General features: G+C 41.4%; 25 protein-coding genes, 1 riboswitch and 1 other annotated feature. Of the genes, 2 read left to right on the forward strand and 23 right to left on the reverse strand.

Annotation, left to right across the window (positions count from 1 at the left end):
- Window positions 1–7: 7 nt before the first annotated feature.
- Window positions 8–1,147, reverse strand: a complete 1,140-nt coding sequence (locus AC4PGZ_RS08080; protein ID WP_492158123.1) for a hypothetical protein — start codon at window positions 1,145–1,147, stop codon at window positions 8–10.
- Between the two features lie 59 nt (window positions 1,148–1,206).
- Window positions 1,207–1,453 (reverse strand) — a binding site (T-box leader).
- Window positions 1,454–1,591: 138 nt separating this feature from the next.
- A complete protein-coding gene (locus AC4PGZ_RS08085) occupies window positions 1,592–2,137 on the reverse strand; it encodes a hypothetical protein (RefSeq protein ID WP_492158124.1) in 546 nt (181 codons plus the stop codon).
- Window positions 2,138–2,275: 138 nt separating this feature from the next.
- Here AC4PGZ_RS08085 and AC4PGZ_RS08090 point away from each other — a divergent pair, with 138 nt between their 5' ends.
- Both AC4PGZ_RS08090 and AC4PGZ_RS08095 read left to right on the forward strand, forming a co-directional pair.
- Complete coding sequence (locus tag AC4PGZ_RS08090; protein ID WP_492158125.1) at window positions 2,276–2,491, forward strand: helix-turn-helix domain-containing protein; 216 nt, start codon at window positions 2,276–2,278, stop codon at window positions 2,489–2,491.
- Window positions 2,488–3,531, forward strand: coding sequence for a restriction endonuclease PLD domain-containing protein (locus AC4PGZ_RS08095; protein ID WP_492158126.1), 1,044 nt, complete (start codon window positions 2,488–2,490; stop codon window positions 3,529–3,531). Before AC4PGZ_RS08090 ends, AC4PGZ_RS08095 begins: the two co-directional genes overlap by 4 nt.
- A gap of 306 nt (window positions 3,532–3,837) precedes the next feature.
- Here AC4PGZ_RS08095 and guaA read toward each other — a convergent pair whose 3' ends face one another.
- The 21 genes from guaA to AC4PGZ_RS08200 form a co-directional block, all read right to left on the reverse strand.
- Window positions 3,838–5,370, reverse strand: a complete 1,533-nt coding sequence (guaA, locus tag AC4PGZ_RS08100) for a glutamine-hydrolyzing GMP synthase (RefSeq protein ID WP_492158127.1) — start codon at window positions 5,368–5,370, stop codon at window positions 3,838–3,840.
- A gap of 3 nt (window positions 5,371–5,373) precedes the next feature.
- On the reverse strand, window positions 5,374–6,837 hold the full coding sequence (gene guaB / locus AC4PGZ_RS08105) for an IMP dehydrogenase (RefSeq protein WP_492158128.1): 1,464 nt from the start codon (window positions 6,835–6,837) through the stop codon (window positions 5,374–5,376).
- Between the two features lie 81 nt (window positions 6,838–6,918).
- Window positions 6,919–7,014, reverse strand: a riboswitch (purine riboswitch).
- Window positions 7,015–7,296: 282 nt separating this feature from the next.
- Window positions 7,297–9,894, reverse strand: a complete 2,598-nt coding sequence (locus AC4PGZ_RS08110) for a cation-translocating P-type ATPase (protein WP_492158129.1) — start codon at window positions 9,892–9,894, stop codon at window positions 7,297–7,299.
- 256 nt (window positions 9,895–10,150) lie between these two features.
- Complete coding sequence (gene tyrS / locus AC4PGZ_RS08115) at window positions 10,151–11,392, reverse strand: tyrosine--tRNA ligase (RefSeq protein WP_492158130.1); 1,242 nt, start codon at window positions 11,390–11,392, stop codon at window positions 10,151–10,153.
- Window positions 11,393–11,422: 30 nt separating this feature from the next.
- Entirely contained in the window at window positions 11,423–11,692 is a 270-nt protein-coding gene (locus AC4PGZ_RS08120) for an HPr family phosphocarrier protein (protein WP_492158131.1), read from the reverse strand.
- The gene (gene whiA / locus AC4PGZ_RS08125; protein WP_492158132.1) at window positions 11,689–12,645 is read right to left on the reverse strand and encodes a DNA-binding protein WhiA; all 957 of its coding nucleotides are present in this window, start codon (window positions 12,643–12,645) and stop codon (window positions 11,689–11,691) included. The genes AC4PGZ_RS08120 and whiA overlap by 4 nt, the downstream gene beginning before the upstream one ends.
- Window positions 12,645–13,064: an NUDIX hydrolase gene (locus AC4PGZ_RS08130; protein WP_492158133.1), complete on the reverse strand. Its 420-nt coding sequence runs from the start codon at window positions 13,062–13,064 to the stop codon at window positions 12,645–12,647. The genes whiA and AC4PGZ_RS08130 overlap by 1 nt, the downstream gene beginning before the upstream one ends.
- A gap of 15 nt (window positions 13,065–13,079) precedes the next feature.
- Window positions 13,080–14,051, reverse strand: coding sequence for a gluconeogenesis factor YvcK family protein (locus AC4PGZ_RS08135; RefSeq protein WP_492158134.1), 972 nt, complete (start codon window positions 14,049–14,051; stop codon window positions 13,080–13,082).
- A 24-nt stretch (window positions 14,052–14,075) separates the two neighbouring features.
- A complete protein-coding gene (gene rapZ, locus AC4PGZ_RS08140) occupies window positions 14,076–14,933 on the reverse strand; it encodes an RNase adapter RapZ (protein ID WP_492158135.1) in 858 nt (285 codons plus the stop codon).
- Window positions 14,934–14,955: 22 nt separating this feature from the next.
- Window positions 14,956–15,669, reverse strand: a complete 714-nt coding sequence (locus AC4PGZ_RS08145) for a PHP domain-containing protein (RefSeq protein ID WP_492158136.1) — start codon at window positions 15,667–15,669, stop codon at window positions 14,956–14,958.
- Window positions 15,666–16,619 (reverse strand): UDP-N-acetylmuramate dehydrogenase, encoded by a 954-nt coding sequence (murB, locus tag AC4PGZ_RS08150; protein ID WP_492158137.1) that lies wholly within the window; start codon window positions 16,617–16,619, stop codon window positions 15,666–15,668. The genes AC4PGZ_RS08145 and murB overlap by 4 nt, the downstream gene beginning before the upstream one ends.
- A 171-nt stretch (window positions 16,620–16,790) precedes the next feature.
- Window positions 16,791–17,876 (reverse strand): amidohydrolase family protein, encoded by a 1,086-nt coding sequence (locus AC4PGZ_RS08155; protein ID WP_492158138.1) that lies wholly within the window; start codon window positions 17,874–17,876, stop codon window positions 16,791–16,793.
- Between the two features lie 121 nt (window positions 17,877–17,997).
- A complete protein-coding gene (locus AC4PGZ_RS08160) occupies window positions 17,998–18,525 on the reverse strand; it encodes a pilus assembly FimT family protein (protein ID WP_492158139.1) in 528 nt (175 codons plus the stop codon).
- On the reverse strand, window positions 18,512–19,213 hold the full coding sequence (locus tag AC4PGZ_RS08165; protein ID WP_492158140.1) for a hypothetical protein: 702 nt from the start codon (window positions 19,211–19,213) through the stop codon (window positions 18,512–18,514). The genes AC4PGZ_RS08160 and AC4PGZ_RS08165 overlap by 14 nt, the downstream gene beginning before the upstream one ends.
- Entirely contained in the window at window positions 19,191–19,538 is a 348-nt protein-coding gene (locus AC4PGZ_RS08170; protein WP_492158141.1) for a hypothetical protein, read from the reverse strand. The genes AC4PGZ_RS08165 and AC4PGZ_RS08170 overlap by 23 nt, the downstream gene beginning before the upstream one ends.
- The gene (locus AC4PGZ_RS08175) at window positions 19,522–19,959 is read right to left on the reverse strand and encodes a hypothetical protein (RefSeq protein ID WP_492158142.1); all 438 of its coding nucleotides are present in this window, start codon (window positions 19,957–19,959) and stop codon (window positions 19,522–19,524) included. The genes AC4PGZ_RS08170 and AC4PGZ_RS08175 overlap by 17 nt, the downstream gene beginning before the upstream one ends.
- Window positions 19,952–20,416: a hypothetical protein gene (locus AC4PGZ_RS08180; RefSeq protein ID WP_492158143.1), complete on the reverse strand. Its 465-nt coding sequence runs from the start codon at window positions 20,414–20,416 to the stop codon at window positions 19,952–19,954. Before AC4PGZ_RS08180 ends, AC4PGZ_RS08175 begins: the two co-directional genes overlap by 8 nt.
- A 19-nt stretch (window positions 20,417–20,435) precedes the next feature.
- Window positions 20,436–20,954, reverse strand: a complete 519-nt coding sequence (locus tag AC4PGZ_RS08185) for a hypothetical protein (protein ID WP_492158144.1) — start codon at window positions 20,952–20,954, stop codon at window positions 20,436–20,438.
- Window positions 20,955–20,992: 38 nt separating this feature from the next.
- On the reverse strand, window positions 20,993–22,027 hold the full coding sequence (locus AC4PGZ_RS08190) for a type II secretion system F family protein (protein ID WP_492158145.1): 1,035 nt from the start codon (window positions 22,025–22,027) through the stop codon (window positions 20,993–20,995).
- Between the two features lie 22 nt (window positions 22,028–22,049).
- Complete coding sequence (locus AC4PGZ_RS08195) at window positions 22,050–23,465, reverse strand: GspE/PulE family protein (protein ID WP_492158146.1); 1,416 nt, start codon at window positions 23,463–23,465, stop codon at window positions 22,050–22,052.
- A 14-nt stretch (window positions 23,466–23,479) separates the two neighbouring features.
- Window positions 23,480–25,237 (reverse strand): UvrD-helicase domain-containing protein, encoded by a 1,758-nt coding sequence (locus AC4PGZ_RS08200; RefSeq protein WP_492158147.1) that lies wholly within the window; start codon window positions 25,235–25,237, stop codon window positions 23,480–23,482.
- Window position 25,238: the final 1 nt, after the last annotated feature.

The following is a 25,238-nucleotide window of genomic DNA, read 5'->3' on the forward strand; positions in this document are numbered from 1 at the left end:
TTATATCCTATTTTCCTTTAAATGTTACCAGCGTCGGATCTTCAACCTGATTCGGGAAATAATCAAGGCAATCACCCTCTCGATATACGTCCGCAGTTGCGCAGTGCAGTCCGCCTCCAAAGGCGTATGCGTCTCTGAACGGCACAGGTATTACATTCATCCCCAGTTTATCCATCTGCTCCTGCTGCGCCTTTTCGCTTTCTTCTACCAGTACTGTTTTATGGTCAAGCACAAGGCAGTTCATTGACAGCCATACACTTGAGTAACACAGCTCAGGCGGCTGCTCGTGAGATGGCATAGCCGCATCTACGATTTCCCAGTCATTAGCTTCAAAGATCTTTCTCTGCTCCTTAGGAAGCTTTCTCAAAGGATTGTTCAGTATCAGGCCTGGCTTAAGCGGCACAAAGGTTGCATCTATATGGATTGGATATGGATCTCCCGGGAAGTTTACTGCATGCACTCTCATGTCAGGGTACATTCTTCTCAGCCACTCCATGCCTTTTCTATTTGTAGTAAGCCCGTGCTGAACAAACAAATCCTTGCCCAGACGCAATACATCGGCGGCGTCAAAAATTATCTCGTGTTCAGTAGTCACCATATGAAGTTTGGCAGTACGCTCAAGCAGTATCTCCTCAGTGACCTTGTCATCAAAATAATGCATGTCATAGGATGAATCGCCAAGTTCAGGACGAGGTGCGGCTATCCATTTGAAATCCGGGTCATTTTCAAAATAGCTTCTGAGATTTTTTGAATATGCATAGTGCTCAAAGAATCTGGATCTGAAGGACATCGGTGCAGTGATGATATCACTTCCTATAGTCAAAAGTACGTCTCTTGGAGGCATGCATCCAAACATGCTGCCTGTCATGAAATGCGGCGTAACTACTGCCTGATTCCACTGAAGCGCTTCCGGTCTGTCCACCTTTACTCCATGACTTTCAAGTATCTTGACCAGGTTTTCAAGCTGAGCATTTGCTTTTTCGACAGTATCCAGTGGTCTTGGACCCGTCATTCCTCTCATCGGACTGTCCAGCGGCACCTTGGCCTTTGAAGCCGGCTCAGATGGTGCAATGCAGCAATTATCCGCTCTGCCTACAATAACGTGTTTCAGTGGGTCAAAATCATTCCATGAATTTACAATTTTCATTCTCTTATCTCCTTTTTTCATTAAAATTTAAATTATTACAACAAAAAAGCCCGCCTCTTAAAAGAGACGAGCTGTAAAAACCCGCGGTACCACTCTAATTAACCTGTTATCCAATTGTATAATAAAATCATATAATCAGGTTCGCTTAAAAACATTTAACGCATGTCACGTGATCGATACTTGCCTTACGGCTTTGTCGATTCAATCTCAACAGTCCTTTTCACTCATAGTCCTAATGCCAGTCTCACACCTTCACTGGCTCGCTGCAATTACTTCCATAGCTACTGTCTGTATCAACGATACTTGATATTAAATTTTCATTATACCTTGTCCTGCTTTGCCTGTAATTTAACCTCATCGTTGATACCTCCTTACTATTTAAGTATAGTTTAATTTTATTATTTTAGATAATACATGTTATTTTATATTATGTCAACAATTTTTTTAAAATTTTTTATATTTCGACATTGCAAATTCCACAGCTTCCTTGTAATTAGAATCTGTACAGAACACTGCAATCTGCTCCATAAAATTTCCCTTAATATAAATGCTCTTTCCTTTTGAATCAGTTTTCAGCTTCCGTACATCCTTCCACCTTATAAATACTTTCTGCCCTGACTGCGCAAGCATTCCTGCTCCTGAAACGGCAGGTTTTCCGGAAATAAATCCTAAAATCACCGTCAAAGTATTGATAATCCGGTTCTTGTTTCTCTGCTTTTCCTGTGTGCGGCAAGTAACTCCTTTTTCATCAAGAACGAACTCCGCCTCATATCTGCCTCTGTAAACTGCCATGATGAAAATCCACGTGAACAGCATAAGCGCTGCAATAAGGCCTATCGCATAAAACGTATCCCGGCTTGCGCCTGAAGTCATTGCAATTATGAGACCTACAGCTCCAAAAGGAATCCCTATGGCAATTGCGAGCTGCTTAATTATTATGCTGTTTCTGAAAATCGGAACGCTTATCTTCCAGCTTATTTCTTGTTTCATGATTTCACTCTCCTTAACACATATAATAAGGCAAAACTTGCATGATTGCAATAAAGTTACTGGAAGTTTTGCTTCTGCTGGTGTAGAATATATTAAGACTGAAAATTTCGATTTATTGTGCAAGGTAGGTGATAATTAATGAAATTAACTATGGGTGAAAAAATTCGGATTTTACTAAAAAGAAAGAATGTAACGATAGTAGAACTTAGCAAGAGACTTAAAACCACAAATCAGAACATGGCAAATAAATTCAAAAGAGATAACTTCTCTGTGAATGAATTAGAAGCGATTGCAAAGGCTTTGGATTGTGAGTTTGAGGGGTTTTTTGTAGATAAGGATGGGGGGAAAATATGATAATTGGTGATTCCAATAAAATTAGTACAGTTCTAAATTTAAAAGAAAGACTAAATTTCTTATTTGAAGAAACCATTTGGGATGGATCAGCATTATGCTCAGCATTTTTAACAGAAGAAGGGGCAAAAATCTTAATTGAATCTCTTAGTAAACTTATAAACCTAAATGATATTGATTTAACTATCATAGTGGGCATAAAAAATTATTTTACTTCACCAAAAGCAATAAGATTAATTTTAGATTTTATTGATAACATGCCCAAATGTGATTTTCAATTATTAATGCCTACAGATCCAGAATTTCATATAAAATGTTATCTTTTCTGGAATGACTGCGAAACAAAATTCATTGTTGGCTCAGCAAATCTTACAGCAACTGGTTTAAATTCAATAGGAGAAATGTCTATTGAGATTACTGACCCTTTAGAATCTGACGACATATTTAAATATATTAATGCATATGCCGAAGAAAGTCACCATTGGGCTGACGTTATTGATGATTATGAAAAAACACACGCGCAATATAAACCTGCCATAAGAAATTCACAGAAAGATCCGCTTTTTCAAATTAAAACTACAATCGACCTTGGAAAACGCATTAAAGAAATAGCACCCACAATGGGAGTTCTCAGCGCAATCGATAAAGCTGAACAAGATCGAATAAATGAGGCTTATTTACTCGCTAAAGATATTTTTCCGGGCATCAATAAATCAAATCCAATTATTTATTTTGATGTTACAGACGAAGAGATAGAGGAAATTCAAGAGGAATATCCTATTGATGCTTGGTTTGATAGGCCTAGAGATAATGATAAAGATTGGGGAATTGGGCAACAGAGAATGCTTTGTCGCGTTGGAGGATATTATATAACTGAATATAAAGAACTTATTATGTTTATGAAAAAAGGGAATATTCACTATAAAGTAAATGAAGCAATCTTAGAAGAAGCTATTGAACTTGGAATGCATCAAGAAAATTTTTTACCCGACGAAAAAATATTTACAAGGTATAAAAAATTTGTTGTTAATAATCGCAATTGAAGAGCACCCCAATAAAGATTGCGCATCAGTCAAAAAGTATATACTAAAAAATCCTGAATTCACATCCAATCGAATTCAGGATTTTTTAGTACCTTTTTTCTATTTTCAAACCTCAAAAATTTGCGTTTTAAAACATGATTCTTTATACCATGAAATAGGGGAATCTCTCACGAGATTCCCCTTAATTTATCTGGTTTTTTATACTGTATCACTATTATCACTAATAAAATGAGTCAAAATGGAGTCAAAATCACTTTCAACACCTCACAAACCCAGTAAAATCAAGGGTTGTAGCGTTCGCAATCGTCATTCCCACTCTATTGTTGCTGGCGGTTTTGAGGTTATGTCGTACACGATTCTGTTTATGTGGTCTACTTCATTTACTATCCTGCTTGAGATTTTTTCGAGGACATCATATGGTATTCTTGCCCAGTCTGCTGTCATGAAGTCTGTAGTAGTTACTCCTCTTAGTGCAAGTGTGTAGTCATATGTCCTGAAATCTCCCATTACTCCAACTGTCCTTGTTGTTGTAAGCACTGCAAAGTACTGGTGTATATCTCTGTCCATGCCTGCTTTGGCGATTTCATCTCTGAATATGAAGTCTGCTTCTCTGAGGATATCTAGTTTTTCTTTTGTTATCTCGCCCATTACTCTTATCGCAAGTCCTGGTCCCGGGAATGGCTGTCTCCATACAAGGTACTCTGGAAGTCCGATTTCGAGTCCAAGCTTTCTTACTTCGTCTTTGAAAAGAAGTCTGAGCGGCTCTACAAGCTCCTTGAAGTCTACGAAGTCAGGAAGTCCTCCAACGTTGTGGTGTGACTTGATTACGGCCGCATCGCCTGCGCCGCTCTCTATTACATCCGGATATATAGTTCCCTGTGCAAGGAAGTCTACTGTTCCGATTTTCTTTCCTTCTTCTTCGAATACTCTGATGAATTCTTCGCCTATTATCTTTCTCTTTGTCTCCGGATCATCTACTCCTGCAAGTCTGTCGAGGAATCTCTTTTCTGCATCTACTCTGATAAAGTGCATTCCTGAGTTTGCAAATGCTGCCTCTACCTCGTCTCCTTCGTCCTTTCTCATCAGGCCATGGTCAACGAATATGCATGTAAGCTGGTCTCCTACTGCCTTTGAGATAAGTCCTGCAACTACTGATGAATCTACTCCGCCTGAAAGCGCAAGAAGTATCTTTCCGCTTCCTACCTGTTTTCTGATTGTATCTATTGCTATTTTTGCATAGTTTTCCATTGTCCAGTCGCCTGCGCACTCGCAAACTTCAAACAGGAAGTTCTTTATCATGTCCACGCCATTTTGCGTGTGGTTTACTTCCGGGTGGTACTGCATTGAATAAAGCTTTCTTTCTTTGTTCTGCATAGCTGCAACCGGGCAGTCCTTTGTATTTGCTACTTTTTCAAATCCTTCTGGCATCTGAGCTACATAATCCACGTGGCTCATCCATACTATGCCTTCTTCTGGAAGGGACTTGAAGAGCGGTGATGTTGTGTCGAATTTCGTCTCCGTCTTTCCGAATTCATTCGCCTCTGCCTGCATTACCTTGCCTCCAAGAGTATGCGCCATCAGCTGCATTCCATAGCATAATCCAAGCACAGGTATTCCAAGCTCAAATACGGCCTTGTTTATCTGAGGCGAGTTTTCTTCGTAAACGCTGTTTGGTCCGCCTGTGAATATTATTCCTTTTGGATTGAGTTCTTTTATCTTATCGATGCTTATCTTATACGGATGTACTTCGCAGTATACATTGCATTCTCTTACTCTTCTTGCAATCAGCTGATTGTACTGCCCGCCAAAGTCTATTACCAGAACCATTTCATTTTTCATTTTCTATTCTCCTGCCTGAGCACTGTAGTTTGGTGCTTCTTTTGTAACTGTTATATCATGCGGATGGCTTTCGATAAGTCCCGCTGCTGTTATTTTAACAAATTCTGAGTCTTCCATCAATGATTTTATTGTAGCTGCGCCGCAATATCCCATTCCTGCTCTCAGTCCGCCTATCATCTGGAATATAAGATCTGAAGCTTCTCCCTTGTAGGCTACCATTCCTTCTACGCCTTCTGGAACGAGTTTCTTTGAATCCTTCTGGAAGTATCTGTCCTTTGAGCCCTTTTCCATGGCTGCAAGAGAACCCATGCCTCTGTATGACTTGAATGATCTTCCTTTATATATTATCATTTCTCCTGGAGATTCCTTGGTTCCTGCAAGAAGAGATCCGAGCATAACTGCTGATCCTCCTGCTGCTATTGCCTTTACTATGTCTCCTGAGTACTTGATTCCTCCGTCTGCGATGATTGGAGTCCCTGTTTTGCTGGCTTCTTCGTAGCAGTCCATTACAGCTGTTATCTGAGGCACGCCTACGCCTGCCACTACTCTTGTGGTACAGATAGACCCTGGTCCTATTCCAATCTTAACGCAGTCGGCTCCAGCCTCAATAAGGGCTCTGGTCGCTTCTTTGGTCGCTACGTTTCCTGCTATTATCTGAAGCTCAGGATATGTCAGCTTTGCCTTTTTTACTGCCTCTATTACTCCCTTTGAATGTCCGTGAGCTGTATCTATTACTATTACGTCTACCTTGGCAGCTACGAGGGCATCTATTCTCTGATGCATGTCCTCTGTAACGCCTACTGCGGCGCCGCATAAAAGTCTTCCGTTTTCATCTGTAGCCGAATCCGGGAACATTATCTTCTTTTCGATATCCTTGATTGTTATGAGTCCTTTGAGCTTGTTTTCCGCATCTACTATAGGAAGCTTTTCTATCTTGTGCTTTCTTAGGATTTCCTGAGCTTCCGAAAGAGATACGCCTTCTCTTGCAGTGATGAGATTTTCTGATGTCATTGATTCTTCTATCTTTTTGCTGAAGTCCTGCTCAAATCTGATATCCCTGTTTGTAATTATACCAATCAGTGTATGAGTGTCATCTACTATAGGAACTCCGGATATTCTGAATCTTCCCATGAGCGCATCTGCTTCTTCTATTGTGTTGTCTTTACTGAGATAAAATGGGTCTGTTATTACGCCATGCTCTGAACGCTTTACCTTATCCACTTCTTCTGCCTGCTCCTGTATGGACATGTTCTTGTGTATTATTCCTATTCCACCCTGTCTTGCAATCGCAATCGCCATTTCGTGCTCCGTTACCGTGTCCATTCCAGCGCTTATAACAGGTATGTTAAGCTTGATCTTTTTAGTAAGAAATGTCTCCAGACTTACGTCCTTTGGTAATACATTGGATTCCCGAGGTACCAAAAGCACATCGTCAAATGTTAACGCTTCTTTTAATAACTTTGCCATTTTTTACTCCTTTTGTAAAATATAAATTAATAAAAATGTATAAAAAAACTCACACTGATACACGGGGTGCATGTGTGAGGGGTACTCAAACAAAGCACTCATAGTCAAAAATACGGTTTTTGGTAGATACACTGACCCATTCTGTCAGCCTATATGAGCGTTGGACTTTGCATCTATTGGATGCACATATTTTATGTTTAAATATTATTATACAATTTATTTTATTGCATTGCTACAATTATTTTAATAATTTTAATAATTTTACCAATTTTTATAAAAAAATCTGTATTTCTGTTGTTTTTGTATACTTACAATAACAGAATAGAACAATGTTGTCAATATTCGGCGTACATATTTACATTAATCCGTACCTTTTGATATATTTTTATCTTAATATATGAATTTACAAAAAATCAGACCCCGGCAAATGTGAGGTCTGATAATATATCAATGCTGTAATTAGAATTTTGTATGTTTCTGGAAATACTTTGTAGCTTCCATTACTACGAGCGGAATAATCGGAAGTATGAAGAGGTATTTCACAAGATCTGCTGAAAGTTTTGTTACCTCAAATATATCCGATATAACTGGCACTGTGAGCACAAGTACCGTAAGAAGCACTCCAACCGCTACGGCTCCTATCATGAATTTATTCGTAAGCAGTCCTACCTGAAGCACTGGTCTGTTGCTTCTTACATAGAATCCATATGCAAGCCTTGAAAGGCACAGCGTTGTGAATGCGAGGGTCTGAGCTGTCTTTGTATCTGCACTCTTTAATCCTATCAGGAAGGCAACAGTCGTAACTACAGAAAGCAGGAATCCCTGCATAGTTATCTTCCAGATAATCCCGCCTGCAAATATGCTCTCATTCTTCTTTCTCGGCCTTGAATCCATGAGGCTCTCGTCAGAAGGCTCGAATGCAAGCGCTATGGCTGGCAGAGAGTCTGTAACAAGGTTTATGAACAGAAGGTGAAGCGCTGAAAATGGATTTGGAAGCGCAAATATCGCTGCGTAGAGAACTGTCAGTATTCCTCCGAGGTTTCCTGAAAGCAGGAACTGTATGGCTCTTTTTATGTTCTCATATACAGTTCTTCCCTCTGATACCGCCTCAACTATGGTAGCAAAGTTGTCATCTGCAAGCACCATTGCCGCTGCATCCTTTGATACATCTGTGCCGGTAATTCCCATAGCAACCCCGATGTCTGCCTGCTTCAGCGCCGGAGCGTCATTTACTCCGTCTCCTGTCATGGCAACAATCTGGCCTCTGTCCTGCCATGCCTGAACTATCCTTATCTTATTTTCAGGCGAAACCCTCGCATATACGCTTATTCTCTCAAGCTTTTCTGCGTATTCCTGCTCAGTCATGTCTTCGAACTCAATAGAGTCTATCGCTATGTCTCCTTCTTCCATTATGCCCAGTGTCTTTGCGATTGATGATGCAGTTATCTTATGGTCTCCCGTTATCATTATCGTCTTTATTCCGGCTTTTTTCGCTCTTGCGATGGCATCCTTTACCTCTTCTCTCGGAGGGTCTACCATTGCCATGAGTCCTATGAAGATATAGTCCTTTTCATCCTCGAGGTCAAGCTCTTCATCTATATGCTCTGTCATGGCGAATGCCAGCACTCTTAGCCCCTGTGAAGAGAAGTTGTGGTTCTGCCTTATGAAGATCTCTCTTTCCTCTTCGGTCATGTCATATACCTGATTTTCGCGAAGTATCCTGGTGCTTCGCTTAAGCAGGACATCCGGAGCGCCTTTTGTGAATATATGGTCTCTTTCCTTGAAGTTGTGGAGTGTGGACATCAGCTTTCTGTCTGAATCAAAAGGCAGGTCTGCAAGCCTCTGATATTTTTTATTGATTCTTGCCAGGTCCATCTTGTTTTTTATTGCAAAGTTGAGGAGGGCTGTCTCGGTTGGGTCCCCTATTTCCTTGCCGTCGCTGCCTATGCTGGAGTCGTTGGCAAGTACCGATACGCCTACCATGGTCTCTGCGTTAGTATTTTTTTCTATCGCCATGTCCAGACCGTCTATAGTGAAGGTATGGACTACGGTCATCTTGTTCTGCGTGAGCGTTCCTGTTTTGTCTGAGCATATTATGGATGCTCCGCCTAGAGTCTCTACTGCAGGAAGTTTCTTTACTATGGCATTTTTGGCTGCCATCTTGCTCGTACCTACTGCCATTACTATGGTAACTATCGATGCGAGCGCCTCTGGTATGGCTGCTACTGCAAGGGCTACCGCAAACATGAAGGCGTCTATGAAGTCTGCATTTCTCATCATGTTGAGCGCAAATATCCCTACAGATATGAAAGTGATTCCTATTCCTAGCTTCTTGCTGAAGTCATCCAGTCTTTCCTGAAGTGGAGTCTTTCTCTCCTTTGCGCTCTGGATGAGGGTAGCAATCTTACCTATCTGCGTATCCATTCCGGTATGCGTAACGACAAATCTCGCTCTTCCGTATGTCACTAGTCCTGATGAGAACACCATGTTCACCATGTCTCCAAGTGGTACTTCTTCTTTTTCTATGACATCTGCCATCTTGTCTACTGCAGTGGATTCTCCTGTGAGCGAGCTCTCTATTACCTGAAGGCTGCTCGATTCGATTATCCTTCCGTCTGCCGGGATATAGTCTCCTGCATCAAGCATTACTATGTCTCCTATAACCAGCTCTCTCGCCGGTATCGAAAGCGACTGCCCGTCCCTGATTACTTTTGCTGAAGGTGCTGACAGCTTCTTGAGGCTGTTCAGCGAGCTTTCTGCTTTTTTCTGCTGAACTACTCCAAGTATGGCATTGAGTATGAGAACTACTCCGATCGTAACTGCACTCTTCTGTTCTCCAAAGGCAAAGGATATCCCTGCGGCTATTATAAGAATAATAATCAAAAAGTCCTTGAACTGCTCTATGAACATCTCAAGAGTGGATTTTTTCTTCCCCTCTTTAAGCTCATTGTAGCCGCTTTCCTCTATCCTTCCTTTTACTTCCGTGCTGCTGAGTCCTTCTGGTGTCGTTCTCAGCTCGCTCATCACTTGTGATGGATCCTGATTAAAATAATTCATGTCCTCTTCCTTTCTCCAATTAAGCGCACCTTTATTTATTATAACCAATTTTACAAAAAAAACTCAGAGACAGAATAATCCTGTCCCTGAGTCTGGTTATTTAATATGATGCCAGATTTTTCAATCACGATGTTGACATTCACAACAATCGTTACTTTCAAGTAACTGATTGCTAACTACTCCCTCAAAGGTAATAGTATTATATTCTATTTTTCTATTTTTGTAAATACTTTTTATAAAACCTGGCAATATTTTTTTATACAAGCTTTATCTGATGGAAGGTCTTCTTGCCTTTTTTGATCATTATTATTCCATCATTTGCCATATCAGCGCTGAGACAAAATGCAGGATCAGTTATCTTTTCGTCATTTACCTGTACTCCGCCCTGTGTTATGAGCCTTCTTGCTTCGCTGTTTGAAGGAACGAGTCCTGTAACCTTTAGCGCATCTATTATTGTCATGCCATTCTCAAGCTCGGCTACAGCTATCTCTGTAGTAGGGGCATTCTCGCTTGCTCCGTTTTTGTTTGCAAAAAGCTCTCTTGCTGCTGTCTGTGCGCTTATTGCGTCTTCTTCTCCATGTACCATCTTTGTGACCTCGAATGCAAGCACTTCCTTGGCCATGTTGATTTCTGCTCCTTCGAGCGCTCCGAGTCTTCTTACCTCTTCCATAGGCAGGAATGTCAGTAGTGCCAGGCATTTTTCTACTGAAGCGTCTTCTACGTTTCTCCAGTACTGGTAGAACTCATATGGCGATGTCTTTTCTCTGTCAAGCCACAGAGCGCCTGCCATAGTCTTGCCCATCTTCTTTCCGTCCGAAGTCGTAAGGAGGTTGAATGTCATGCCGTATGCCTGTTTTCCTTCTTTTCTTCTTATCAGGTCAGTTCCCGCTATTATATTTGACCACTGATCGTCTCCTCCGAGCTGCATCTTGCAGCCGTAAGTCTCATTCAGCTTGAGGAAGTCATATGCCTGCATTATCATGTAGTTGAACTCAAGGAATGTCAGTCCGCCTTCTTTTTCCATCCTTGATTTGAATGCCTCTGCCTGAAGCATCCTGTTTACTGTGAAGTGAGCTCCTACTTCTCTGAGGAATGGTATATATTCAAGCTTTAACAGCCAGTCAGCATTGTTTGCCATGATTGCCTTGTCATCTGAGAAATCTATGAATCTTGAAAGCTGCTCCTTGAATTTCTCACCATTTTCAGCAATCTGCTCCTGAGTAAGCATCTGTCTCATGTCTGCTCTGCCTGAAGGGTCTCCTACCATTGTAGTTCCTCCTCCGATAAGCACTATAGGCCTGTGTCCTGCCATCTGAAGGTGTCTCATAGCTACCGCCTGAAGAAAGTGACCTACATGAAGGCTGTCCGCAGTCGGGTCGTATCCTGTATAGAATGTAACGCTTTCTTTTCCAAGCAAATCTCTTATCTCGTCTTCATGTGTAGCCTGTGCAATGAACCCTCTTTCTTTTAAGATATCAAATACATTTGTTTTTTCCATTTCGTCCTCCTGATATTATCTGTTTATTTTCTAACTCATCTCAACAAGCTTTGTTTCAAGCAGATCTTTTATTTCTTCAATCGCTGCTTCTTCATCTTCTCCGTCTGCTTCGACTTCTATCCTGTCTCCATATGCGACCCCAAGTGCAAGCACTCCTATTATAGATTTTGCATTTACTGCACGGCTGTTGAATATAAGGTTAATTTCTGATCTGTATTTATTGCAGGCCTGTACGAATGTTGCTGCCGGTCTTGCATGAAGTCCAAGCCTGTTCTTTATTTCGAACTCAACTTTTATCATTTTTCTATCTTCTCCTTTAATTCTTCGGCTATCATCTCGATTTTTTTCAGCCTGTGATTCACTCCTGATTTTCCAAGAGGAGTTTCCATTATTTCTCCCAGCTCCTTGAGGCTCATATCCGGGTTTTCTACTCTCAGCATCGCTATTTCATGCAGATTTTCAGGCAGGTAATCCAGGCCCTGCTTCTCCATGATATAGTTTATGCATTCAATCTGGCGCATCGATGTGTCCACCGTCTTGTTGAGATTAGCTGTCTCGCAGTTTACAAGCCTGTTAACGTCATTTCTCATCTGTTTCTTTATCTTGATGTCCTCCAGATGCATGAGCGCATTGTAGGCTCCCATCAGGTTAAGCAGATCTGTTATATGTTCGCTTTCCTTTATGTAAACTACATTGTTGTTTTTTCTTGTTACTATCTTTGCATTCAGCTTGTAGCTGTTTAGCAGTTTTCTCAGGTTCTGGCTTATTTCTATGTTTACGGTAGAAAACTCAAGATGATACATCTTTGCCGGATCGGAGACTGATCCGCTCCCGAGAAATGCCCCTCTGAGATATGCCCTTTTTCCATCCTGCCTTGATACAAGGTGCTTTGGAATGGTGCTTACCCAGCTCAGGTGCTCTCCCTCTTTTTCTATTATACCGACTTTTTCCAGTATATCGTTTGCTCCCTGGTCATAAGTGACGCTGAGCACATAGGTGTTGTTTCGCTTGAGATTGCTCTGCCTGTTGACCTGTATCTCAACCGTTATGCCAAAGCAGTTTTTTATGAGCGTGAATACTTTTCGTGCGATGGCAGGGTTTTCTGTATTTATTACAAATGATAGCTTGTTGAAGCCCATAAGCTTGAGCGTTCCACTCATCCTTATTATCGCTGACAGCTCTGAGAGCTGAACCTGTGGATTTTCATGGATTATTCTTGCCAGCTCATTCTTTACCTGTGCTGAAAATGACATTATTTTTCACCTTTTTTGAAATAGCTTACCGCTACTTTGATGATTTCTCTCTCATCATCATACTTTACGATTTCGATAGCTTTGTCCATCTGAATATATCTGGCCTCGACAAATCCCTCTTCCTTCTGAGGCACTGTCTCCAGGCTTGATGACTTCATCATGAACCAGTGGACAGTCTTGTGGATTCGGTTCGTTTCGTCCCAGTTTTCCTTGTAGGTATAGTGTATTTCTCCCAGATATTTTATGACCTCGGCCTGAGTTCCCGTTTCTTCCTTTACTTCCCTGAGAGCTGCTTCTTTTATCTTTTCGTCTTTTTCTATTCTTCCCTTGGGAAGGACCCAGTCACCATTGTATTTTCTAAGCAGAAGAATGGCATTATCATAAATGACCACCCCGCCCGCGCTCTTCTCTATTCTCACGCCGTCTCCTTCCTGCTATAGTATATCTAACAGTATTCTTGCCACCTTTTCACTGTCATGCATTATCTGACCTGTCTCTGAAACCCTGAGCAGATTGTCTTCTATAATCTGGACGCCAAGCTCCCTGATCTTAGCTCTCTGCGAATCGTCAACATATACCGGATGCTTGTGCTCTCTGTCATATCTTTCGAGTATGTCGCTTTCTATTATTTTGTTGTTTATGAGCATATAGTCTATCTTCAGGTTTTTCACGTGGTCTGTGATCTTTTCAAGATGCCCATAGCAGTCGAGCCTGTCCGTCTCTCCTTCTTCGCTCATTATGTTGCATATGAAGACTTTTTTTGCCCTGCTGTTTATTATCGCCTCCGAGATATCCGGTATTATGAGATTGGCTATTATGCTTGTATAAAGGCTTCCCGGACCGATAACTATTATATCCGCATCTGCAATCCTCTCAACCGCCTTGCATGAGGCAGAAGGCTTTGAGGGAATTAGCTCCAGCTTTTTTATGAATGTCTTTTGCGTAATGCAGCTTGGGGCTATGTTTGACTCACCTATGGCCACGTTTCCGTTGTCAAGCGTCGCAACCAGCCTTACCTGTTCATTGGTGGAAGGGATTACGCTGCCTTTTACGCCTATCATGTCCGAAATATGGTCGACAGCTTTTTCAAAATCGCCGAATATCTCATAGAGCGCAAGCAGGAAAAGATTTCCAAAGCTCTGGTTCTTGAGGCTTCCGCTTTCAAATCTGTGGCTCATCAGCTTTTCCATGATTGGATCCATATTGGATAGCGATACCAGGCAGTTTCTGATATCTCCCGGTGGAAGCATCCTGTTTTCAGCTCTTATGAGTCCCGAGCCTCCTCCGTCATCAGCTACAGTAACTATGGCGCTGAGTGATTCTGTATGTTTTTTCAATCCTCTGAGAAGGTTCCCCTGGCCTGTCCCTCCACCTAAAACTACTATATTTGTCCTGTTAGTGTCCATGTTAATTTCCAATCTTTATATTTTTTAGTGAAGCGTTATATCCCTGTGCTTCTTAAAAATCTTATATTCTGAGTCTTCGAATTTCTGATATATCAGATTCGCAAACGTGACAGAACGATGTCTTCCCCCTGTGCATCCTATTGCTATTACAAGATGTGTCTTTCCTTCCTTTTCATAATGCGGAAGTAGAAATCCGATCATGTCATACAGCTTTTTCAGGAATTCATGGCTTGCAGATGAATCCATAACGTAATTCCTTACTTCCTCGTCATCGCCTGTCTTTTCTTTAAGCTCCGGTATATAGTAAGGATTAGGAAGGAATCTCACGTCAAATACGAGATCCGCATCCACTGGTATGCCATGCTTGAACCCAAACGACGTTACGGATACGGTGAGGTTGTTTTTCTTGCTTCCATCCTGAAATGCATCCAGTATGCTTTTTCTCAGGTCCTTTACCGTCATGTTGGTCGTGTCTATGGTCTTCTGCGTTTTTCTCTTTATCGGCAGAAGCATGTCTCTTTCTCTCTGTATTCCATTTATTATGTTGTCTTCGTTTGCAAGCGGGTGTCTTCTTCTGGTCATCTTGTATCTTCTTACAAGGACCTCGTCTCTGCAGTCGAGAAAGAGTATCTCGCTGCTGTTCGTCTGGCTTTCTATGAAATCCAGGCTAGACTGGAGGCTCTGAGCGAATTTGTATCCTCTTACGTCTATTCCGATCGCTACCTTGTCGAGCGTTCCCTGAGACTGTACTCCCAGCTCATATATCTTTGAAATAAGCTCTGGCGGAAGATTGTCTATGCAGTAGTATCCCAAGTCTTCAAATATGCTCATTACTTCACTCTTTCCTGAGCCTGACATGCCTGTAACTATTACAAATTTCATATTCTTCCTCCTTCGGTCAAAATCAAATTACGTTAATTATCTGTTTTTTGCTCAGGCCTGCGCTGTGAGCTCTGCTGAGAGCAGACTGCGTCATTCCTATATGTGTATGATGATGTGCATCTGAACCTATGGCAAACTTTATGTCCATGTGCTTTATCTTGTCTATCTGGTCTTTTGAAAGGTGGTCATGATGAGCATTTATCTCAAGGACAGTACTCGTCTTTTCTGCCATCTTTGCCACTTCTTCTATATATACGTCTCCCTTGTCTCCAGGGTGAGTCAGTATGAATATCTGATTGTCCCTCATAGCGTTTACGAGCGCTCTGGTGTTGTAATCCATTTCCCTTGGCTTGAGTGGCTTTATGAAGTTTCTGACATGATTTTTGAGTCCTCTCATATTTGGAGGCATAGATCCGAAGTGATACCCGGCCATGACATAGTCTACATAGTTTCTTATATAGTCATCGACGTCTATGTTTCCTCTGTCATCGAGCACATTTGCCTCTACTCCGAGAAATATCTTTATATCCTGATACTTTTCCCTGAGACGCTCTATTTCATCCTTCATCTTTGGATAATCCCTGTATTTTACGCCAAATCCCTTGTGCATATATCCATGGTCTGATATTCCTATTTTCCTCAGTCCTATTTTTCTCGCAAAAAGGACATTTTCTTCCATGGTGGATTTGCCGTCACTGTATTTAGTATGAGTATGATACTCAGCTATGCACTTCATCTTTCACCTATTATCCTGACCTCTTCTTCGAGCATTATCCCTGAATTTTCAAATACCCTGCGTTTTACGTCTTCGATGAACATTATCATTTCTTCGAATGTGCAGCTTCCCTTGTTTATTACAAATCCGCAGTGTTTTTCAGATACCTTTGCATCTCCTTTTGTATAGCCTCTGAGTCCTGCTTCTTCTATGAGCTTTCCTGCAAAATGGCCAGAAGGCCTCTTGAATGTGGATCCTGCGCTGAACTCTGATACCGGCTGCTTGCTTACTCTTTTTTCTGTGAAGTCATCTATCTTTGCTTTTATCTTGTCTCTGCTTCCCTTTTCAAGCTCCAGGCATACCGAAAGCACTATATAGCCTTTTTCCATTGCAAGGCTTTTTCTGTATCCGAATTTCATCTGCTCATTTTCAAGCTCTGTTATTCTTCCTTCTCTATCTATAACCCTGACGCTCTTTACTATGTTCTTCATTTCGGAGTCATAGGCTCCTGCATTCATGTAAACTCCGCCACCAAGAGTTCCTGGTATCCCGCTTGCGAATTCAAATCCTGCAAGCTCGGCTTCGAGTATCAGCCTGGACAGCGCCGTCAGCCTTATCCCTGCCTGAGCCCATACGGCATTACCCTCTATCGAGCACCCTGCAAAGCTGTCAGCTATCTTTATGACAAGTCCTCTTATTCCTCTGTCAGATACCAGTATGTTTGATCCATTGCCTATTATGGTGCATGGGATCCCTTTTTCTGATGCTTTTTCCATGATGCTCACAATCTGCAGCTCTTCCTCTGGAAACACCATTATGTCTGCCGGACCGCCTATCCTGAAGGTGGTATGGTTTCTCATCGGCTCGTTAATTGCTATCTGGTCTTCTCTCAGTATATGTTTTAATTCATCTATCAAAAAATCCAGCGCTTTACCTGAATTATCTTTATTTAATATATCTGTATTATTCAATTTTCTCTCCTGACAATAAATTTCATTCTAACTATTAATTTTACTATATGCCTTGTATTTTTGCAATTTTATTTTAGATATTTATTCACTTGTAAAAAAGCCTTCCGGTTTATCTTATGCAAAGGATAAACTCAGAGGGCTTTTTTAAAATATATTTCAGTAAATGATATGCTAATTATAATTGTACTTCACTATTACCTTGCCATCTGATATGGTCATGATATTTATAGGAAGATCCTCGAATATGTCTACAACTATTATGTCCGCTTCCTTTCCTGGCGCAATTTCGCCCTTGTCATGCATTCCCAGCGCCATGGCCGGATTGTAGCTTGCAAGCCTTACTGCTTTTGGAAGTCCTATATTTCCTTCAAGGTTGAACACGTACTCCAGTATGTCCCTTGACCTGTTTGAGGCTGACAGTATGTTTATGTTGTCGTCTGCCATCTCGTCCACATAATCTATGATGCTGTTTTCATCAACCAGCGACTCAACATCTATTGATGCGCTTAGATTGTTGCAGCTCACATACTCCATGGATTTCTCGCTTTTTGGATCGACCAGCAGGTCTATACCTATTTTATATGTCTCTTTCAGCTTTTCCACAAGCTCGCATTTTGAAACTGCAAATGGGATTTTTCTTGATTTTGCGAATTTCATCTTGTAGGAGAGCTCATCGAGCGCCGATTCTTCTCTCAGCTCTCTGAGTCTTTCCGTTATCTTTCTTGCGAGTTCTTCGTCTATCTCAAACTGATTCTGAAGATACTGTGCATAATACTGTTCCTGATATTCCTCAAGAATCTCAGAGTGATACCCCGTGCATGTAACGAAATCAACGCACTCGGCATCAAAAAGGGCTTTGAGCTTTCTGTTGAGATTTATGTCTCCAAGTTTGAACTTGAGATGCACCTTGTGATCTATCAGAAATCTTCTTTTTCTGTAATTTTTTACGTATGTCAGTTTTTCTATGACTTCTTCAAGGTCTCTTCCCTCACTGAACTTATCAAGCGTGAAGGTATGAAAAACCGTAGTTATGCCTGACTCTGCAAGCAGTTTTTCGACCTGGTAAAAAGCTTTTTCCTCTGTAAAGAATTTAATGTATTTTGAGCTTATCTCCTTTACAAAATCGAGCGAATGTATGTTTATGAGTCCAGGCAGCACAAATTTTCCGGTCATGTCAATGAAATCACCTTCAGGTTTTCTGCCTAGCACTACGTCTGTTATGCGGTTGCCTTCTATCTCAATATATCCTTTATCCAAACTGTCTCTTAGTACAATCTTGTTACTGTATATTCGCAGCAAAATAAACACCACCTTTTTATCAGATAAGTTCATTATACTACATTTACAATTTTATGTCTTGCATTAATTGTTATTTTGATTATCTTTTTATCTCATACATGTATATCCTGCCTGATGTCGGAACTACTGTGATCTTATACATTAGCTTGCTGTCCGCTGATTCCAGTAGGAGAGTTCCATCCCCCTTTGCGGCATTTTCACTGAAATAAGACTCGAAAAAATTATAATTGATTCCCTTATTAACAACCGTATACTGTGCAAGCACCGGATATGAATCAAAATCCGCATCAGCGGAGGCCTTTTTCTGAACTATTATGCTACTGTCCAGCCTGGTCTTTATATATGTCTTTACCGGAGATGTCCTGCTCTGAACGCAGTAATAAAGTATCCCATCCTCAGCGATTATCCTGAATCTCTGGGACAGCTCTCCGTTTACATTCAGCTGCCTTGTATATCTCATCGCCGAAATCACGCTCTGGGCTTCGCTCCTCAGCGCCGCAGTCCCAAGATCTGCTCTAAGGCTCGCCATCAGAAGCATGGCCGAGAGTATCGCAAGGACTATGATAAGCTCTATCAGAGTATATCCCTTCGTATCAGCTCTTTTCATAATATACCTCCGAGGAGATTATGTCCTTTTCGAGATCGAATTCATGGTTTCCCGTCCATGGCGCTGCTCCTCCTGATGCATAATATGCCTTGATTTCCGCTATCATCTCATCTGTGTACAGCGGCATTGCGAAGAAATAGTCTTTTCCATATACATACCCCTGGCCATCTATTCTTACTTTGATATTTATCTTCAGTGCGAAATCCTCGTATGTATTTACCCTGTCCAATACCCCGCTTGTGTTCTTCTTAAAATGCATGGCACCCGCCGAACTGTCATATGTATATATTTCTCTGGTGACTTCAGTGCACTCTATACCCATGTCTTTTAGCATGGGTGAAGCCTTTATGCCGTCTGAAAGAACCTTCCATTTGCTTACCGCCATTTCCTGGAGCGCGTATCTGAGAACCTTCTTCTTTATCTCATCGTTCGTCTGGCCTGAGGTAAATGTGTATTTATTTGCTATATTGTATGTGCTGTTCATGTTCTCAAGCAGGTATACGTCTGCCACCTGAAACAGGCTTTCTCCGTAGAGCCTTTCCTGTACTGCCTCCTGACGCCTTGATATCGTATTCATGGAAAGCCTTGACGAGGTTAGTATCTGAGCTGAAAGTATGAGGCATGAGCAGAGTATTATTATTACCTGCACTGAGCAGATTCCTTTTTTATTCATGGATGAGAATTTCATAGCTGCGCCTCATTTCACTCCCCTCATGTGAAAGTTCAATCCTGATTTCATAAAAGTCAGTCCCATTGACTGTGCCTGCATATTTTCTGTAAGAGCTTATATCATAGCCCTCAGCTGTTCTTCCTGAATATTCTTCTGAATCAGTCAGCATAATTATCTCATCTTCTATGACGCTGTTCATCCTGTCCATATCTTTTAAGGCAGACTGCATCTTCAGATTGAAAAACACGGAATTGAATACGATTATACCTGTCAGGGTCATTATGAACATGGCAGCTATTACATCAAGAAATACGCTCCCTTTCTGGTCATGAATGTTTTTCATATTTTCCACCTATAACTGCCAGACTGAGATCGGCATGCATGGTATTTTCCTGCCTGGTTACTGTAAGCTCGCTGAGCTGTATGCCTTTTATCCTTGAGAGCATTTTTATGAATTCTGTGATGTTGCGGCTCTCTCCCTCTATGGAAAGCGTGATTATGTGCGCCTGAAGGTTTTCCTGTTCCTCTCTTGCATATTCATAGCTGGTCTTCTCCAGATTGCAGCTGTTTATCATGGTGTCCACCGTCGAGATTATTTCAAGGTCTGAAATCCTCGATATTGAGCTTTCTGAAACCACCTTGATTATGTTCTCGCTTTCAAGCTGAGTCTTTATGCCCTGATTTTCTTCAAACTGAGGGAGTATTACAAAAAATGCATTGAGGATGCCGTAGATCAGCGCCGTTATCATAAGTCTTTTATTCACTTTGACTCACCTCCAGGGTAACATGCTGAATTCCTTCAGCCGAATCAAGTGTCTCGATTTTTACATCAAGTCCGCGTTCCTTAAGATAATCCATAGATTCCTGGAGCATCTTTGAGTCTGAATGCTCTATATCCACGGATATGCTTTCTTCATTGAATCTTATCTGGCTGTAATCCAGATGAGCCAGATTTTCAAGATACCGGGCCGCCTCTATCATGTCGAGGTTTGTGAACCTTTCTCTGTAATATTCATATTCTCCTGATATCATTTTTTCGCTGACATTTACAAGATCCTCCTGGAATGAGTTCTCCAGCTCTCTCTCGAGCTGTTTTCCTCTTGTTATAAGCATTATGTCTGCTCCGAGGCTTGAAAGGATTATCAGAATCGCCGCCGCTGTTACGGCAAGCTTTTTACCTATGTATTTTTTTATGTGTGGCCTTATATTATATTCTCCCATATCGCACCCCTTATAATTATCATCTGAGTATAAGCATGTATTCAGAATCATATTCCCAAAGTCTCATTTCAGGCCTGTCATATATATTTTCCAGCTCAGCCAGCCTGCCTTCATCTATCATCCTGAATAGACCTCCCGTTTTAATTATTGCCTTTCTTCCCGTGGTTTTTTCCATGCTTATAAGAAATCCGTCTATGTTATACACCGGATTTTTCATAAATATCATTCTCAGAAACCCGATTTTCTTTATAAGTTCATTTATTGAATCGTTTCCTATCCTGAGCCTGTGGCCGCTCTGAGAAAAGCATATATCGACGGGAAACTGAGATTTCGAAGATCTGTCACCTGTAGCTTTCAGATCCACTTCGCTCAGCAGCATCTCTCTTATGCTTTTTCGCTCTCTTCTATTATTGCAGACAGCTTTGTTTTCATATTCATCCGCTGAGAATTCTATGTCGATTATGACGGTTTTTTCTTTAAGATTTCCTCCGGTGAGGATATCAAGATGTCCTGTTTCATTATCATAAACATAAAGCATTTCTTTCTGCCTCCTTTGCCTCAATATGAAAATGATATCTACATGGCGCTGTAAAGGCTGCTTACATCAAGCAGCGGCATAAGGACTGCAAGTATCCCTGCCAGGAACAGCCCTATTATCATTATAGCTGCAGGCTGTATCATTCGGCTGAATCTTTCCGTAAGGTCTTCGAGGCGTCTCTTTGTATATTTATGTACGTACGCTATGTTTTCTGTCAGCCTGCCTGATTCTTCGCCTGTCTTTATGTAGGTTATTACTGCCGGTCCAAATACCTCCGGGTTTCTCGAGAGGGTTTCACTGAGTCTTACTCCGTTTTTCAGGTTCATTATTATGTCCTCGATAACCAGCCTCATGTATCTGTCGCCGATACTTTTCCTTATTATTTCAAAGGATTCGACAGCATCCTTTCCCGCCTCCATCAGAATATGCACCTGCCATGAAATCTCATTGACGTAATGGGCAGAGTAGATCCTTCTTGCCCACCTTATCCTCAGAATCCTTGAGTATATTGCCCTTACCGCTCTCGATTTGTCCGGCATTATGATAATTGCAGCTGTCAGCGCAAGCACTGCCATCTTTATTGCGGTCGTGTTTCCTGAGAGGAATCCGTTAATATCCATTATCATGGCTACAGCCAGTGGAATCTCGACGTCCATGCTCATGTACACCTTATATATCTGAGGCACTGCAAATCCAGCTATGAATATGAGCAGAAAAAACATCATACAGATTAGAAGTGAAGGATAAAAAATTAGTTTTCCAAGATTATTTCTTGACCTGCTTTTTTCTTCCAGATATCCGTATGATGTCTTATATGCCATTTTGTAGTTTTCGGTTTTTTCACCTATTTCAAGAGTCGCTGCTATGAATTCATCCGTGAGTCCGGATTCTGCAAATACCTTCACCGGAGGATCTCCATTGCGAAGCTTTTCAATCATTGCCATGACATCCAGATTTTTAAGATCCTCTCTAAGAAGCGTTAGTGAGGTTATAATGTCGAGGTTGCTGTCTGAATAGAATCCGATCATGTTGTAGAAATCTCTTTTTGTACTGAGACTTGGTTTGGGTTTCACATCTCTCCTCCTGTAATATCCATCAGTACCATAAATATTTCATTGCTTCCTTAAGCTCTATATCCCCGTCTGAAAGCATCAATGCAATTTTATCCCTTACCTTCTGGTTCTGATTTTTTGGGGCTTCTCCTCTGAGATGAGCCTCCCTTAGATCATCTGTGAATACAGTGATGTCCATCACGGGAACATTCTTGTGATAACCGCTGTAGCTGCAGGATTCACAGCCAACAGGCTCCCATATTATCTGTCCCCTCAGCAGCCCGAGCTCTACAATAGCTTCTCCTTCATATATCCTTTCCTGCCTGCATTTTCTGCACAGGACGCCTGCGAGCCTCTGGTTTACTATAAGATTTATCGAAGATATCAGTGCTGCCGGATCGATCCCAAGATTGACTATCCTGTCTATGGCCGAAGCCGAGGACTTTGTATGAAGAGTAGAGAACACCAGATGTCCTGTGAGACTGGCTTTTGTAGCTGTATCTGCGCTCTCGAAATCTCTTATCTCTCCTATGTAGATTATGTCCGGGTCCTGCCTCACTACTGACCTCAGGGACTCCGTGAATGAACCCTCGAGCGTGTCATCTGTCTGTATCTGAGTTATTCCGTCCATGGTATATTCTATAGGATCCTCTATCGAGACTATATGCCTGAGTCCATCGTTTATCTCGTTCAGGAGGCACCTTAGCGTTGTAGATTTTCCAGATCCTGTAGGGCCACATATCAGCACGAAGCCGCTGCTCAGTCCAAGTGTCTTTCTTATAACGGCTTCTTCTTCAACTGAAATTCCAAGGGAGCTGAGGCTTGAGGGCACATTATCGGGATTTAGAATCCTTATAGACACTTTTTCATTCTCTATCGTGTTCACGATTGAAACCCTCATGTCAATCTCCTGGTCCGATATAGTGTACCTGAATCTGGCATCCTTTGGGGATCTGATTCTTGAGATTTCAATATTTGAGCTTACCTTTATTATCCTTATGAGGCTCTCTCCTATTTCTTTTTCAAGCAGTGCAAGTGTCCTGAGCTTTCCTCTTATCCTCAGCCTTACTATGAAGGATCCATCCTGAAAAAGTATATGTATGTCACTTGCGCTCAGGGAATCTGCTTTTCTTATTATGTAGTCGTAAAGCCCCTGAATGTCATGGCTCTTTTTGAAGGCTCTTATGCGTTCCCCGGTTTCCCTGCTCTCGAGTTCTATTGAATAATATGTATTTATGAGACGCTCTATCTCATTTTCACTGAGAGTCACATATTCTATATTTTCCATCCCTGAGGATCTCAGATCATTCTCCAGACGCGCAAAATTGCCCACAGCAATACCATCCGGTATCGCCATGGTCAATTTCCCCTGATTCATGAAAAGTGGTATGCACTTGTTCTTTCGGGCTACATTCTCACACAGAAGCCTTGTAACCCCATACTCAAAATTAATGTTCATGATTTCAGCCCTCTTCACTCTAAACTGGATATCTTGAGCAGATCTATGAGTCCCGGTCTTGTATCGTCTTCTCTCAGGTACACGCAGAGCTTTTCTGTGGCTCTTGATGTAGCTGTGTAGATAATGTTTATCATCTTTCTTGCATTGATTCTGTTTTCGATATTAAATGCATTGTATAGCACGTCTATCTGGCAGAAGAACACTATTTTGTACTCCAGATTGGTGACATTGTATATATTCGAAAGTGTCACGCCTGTACTTTTATACATGTTGTTGGTCTCATCGTCGGCAAAACTGAACACAATATCGTTCTCCTCGAGGTAGCTTTTTACCATGTGCTTGCTGTATACGTGTTTCTTGCCTCTGAGAACCTTCTGGTTGAAGGGATATATTATGCACATGTCCGAGTAGCTGTATCCCTGCTCAGTGTAAGTTCTTATATGCTCCACGATATTGCCCATCATTTCAGATGTAGAGCTGTATTCAATCGCCTCGACTTCTCCTATGACGCTGCTTTCTATCTGAAATGGAATGAAGTAGTCATTTTCATCCCCAAATTCAAGCAGGTTGAATTTTTCAAGGCTGCTCTGGAATCCCGTGTTGAAATTTCCTATTTCGATAGAGTTCCTGTAGTTTTTTCCAAATGTTATTATGTTGTCAAATGGATATTCTTCTACGGAAACTGTCTTTTCTTCAAGGTGGGACATCTGTTTTGCCTTGTCATATGACACATACAGAAAATTTCGCGTTTTGTAGCTTATGTTCCTTATAAACTCAAGGTCCTTGAGCTCAAAGTTTTCGGCCTCATCAATGAAGACTCCCTTGAAATAACGCTTGTCCTTATATATCTGAGCTACCTTTGTAAACACCTTCTCAAATTCCCTGTTAAAGCTCTGCTTGCTCTTGTTATTCAGCCTGAGGTTGTATTTCCTTCCCATGAGCAGTATAAGCTGATGATAGTTTATTACCCTTATGTTCTTCAGATCAGGATGAAGCGTCCTTATCTGAGATCCGATGTCATTTGAAAGCTGCTTGTCAAAGGTTATATATGCAAAATCATCTTTCGGGTACAGCCTTGCAATCTTTATGAGCTTTGCTATCATGGCTCTTGTCTTTCCTGTGCCTGATGAGCCTATCATCATGGTGGACCCGTATCTGAAGCTGTTGATGTTCTCGATCTGCGAACAGTCCATGGAGGTGGCTGTAAGCTCAAGGTTCTTATATTTTATCTTCTTCTGCAGAAGAGGACTGTCTATCAGATTATTAGGCTGGCTCTTTATTACGAAATACTCTTTTGCGAGACCGTACAGTATATCGTCTGTATCAAAATCCGTGTTTTCTGACAGATATGCCTTTATTTGTCTCTCACTGTTTATAAGCTGCTCAAAAGCGGCATTGTCAATTATGAAATCCTTCTCTATCCCTTTTTCTCTGAGGTTAACATAAGGCATAATAAAGTGATAGCTTACCTTTGCGCCAGGTATAAGCTCCTCTATCTTTTCCTGAACTTCATTGTATTCTTCTTCCATTACTTCGAGTATCTCTATGTCCAGGATGGAAAATGTGTCCTCGGTGGTATCCATGAATTTAAAAAGACCCGCCATATTGTCTTCAACATAAAGCAGATCAAAATAAATGCCGCCAAACGGCACTATTTTGGTAAAGCCCTTACCCGTGAGAGACTTGCACATATGTCTGTAGAATTCTCTTTCTGACGACTTTTTCCTTATTGATTCAACATTTGAGTCCACTTTTGCAGAAAAAATTTTCATG

The organism is Proteocatella sp. QWL-06 (assembly GCF_058684135.1).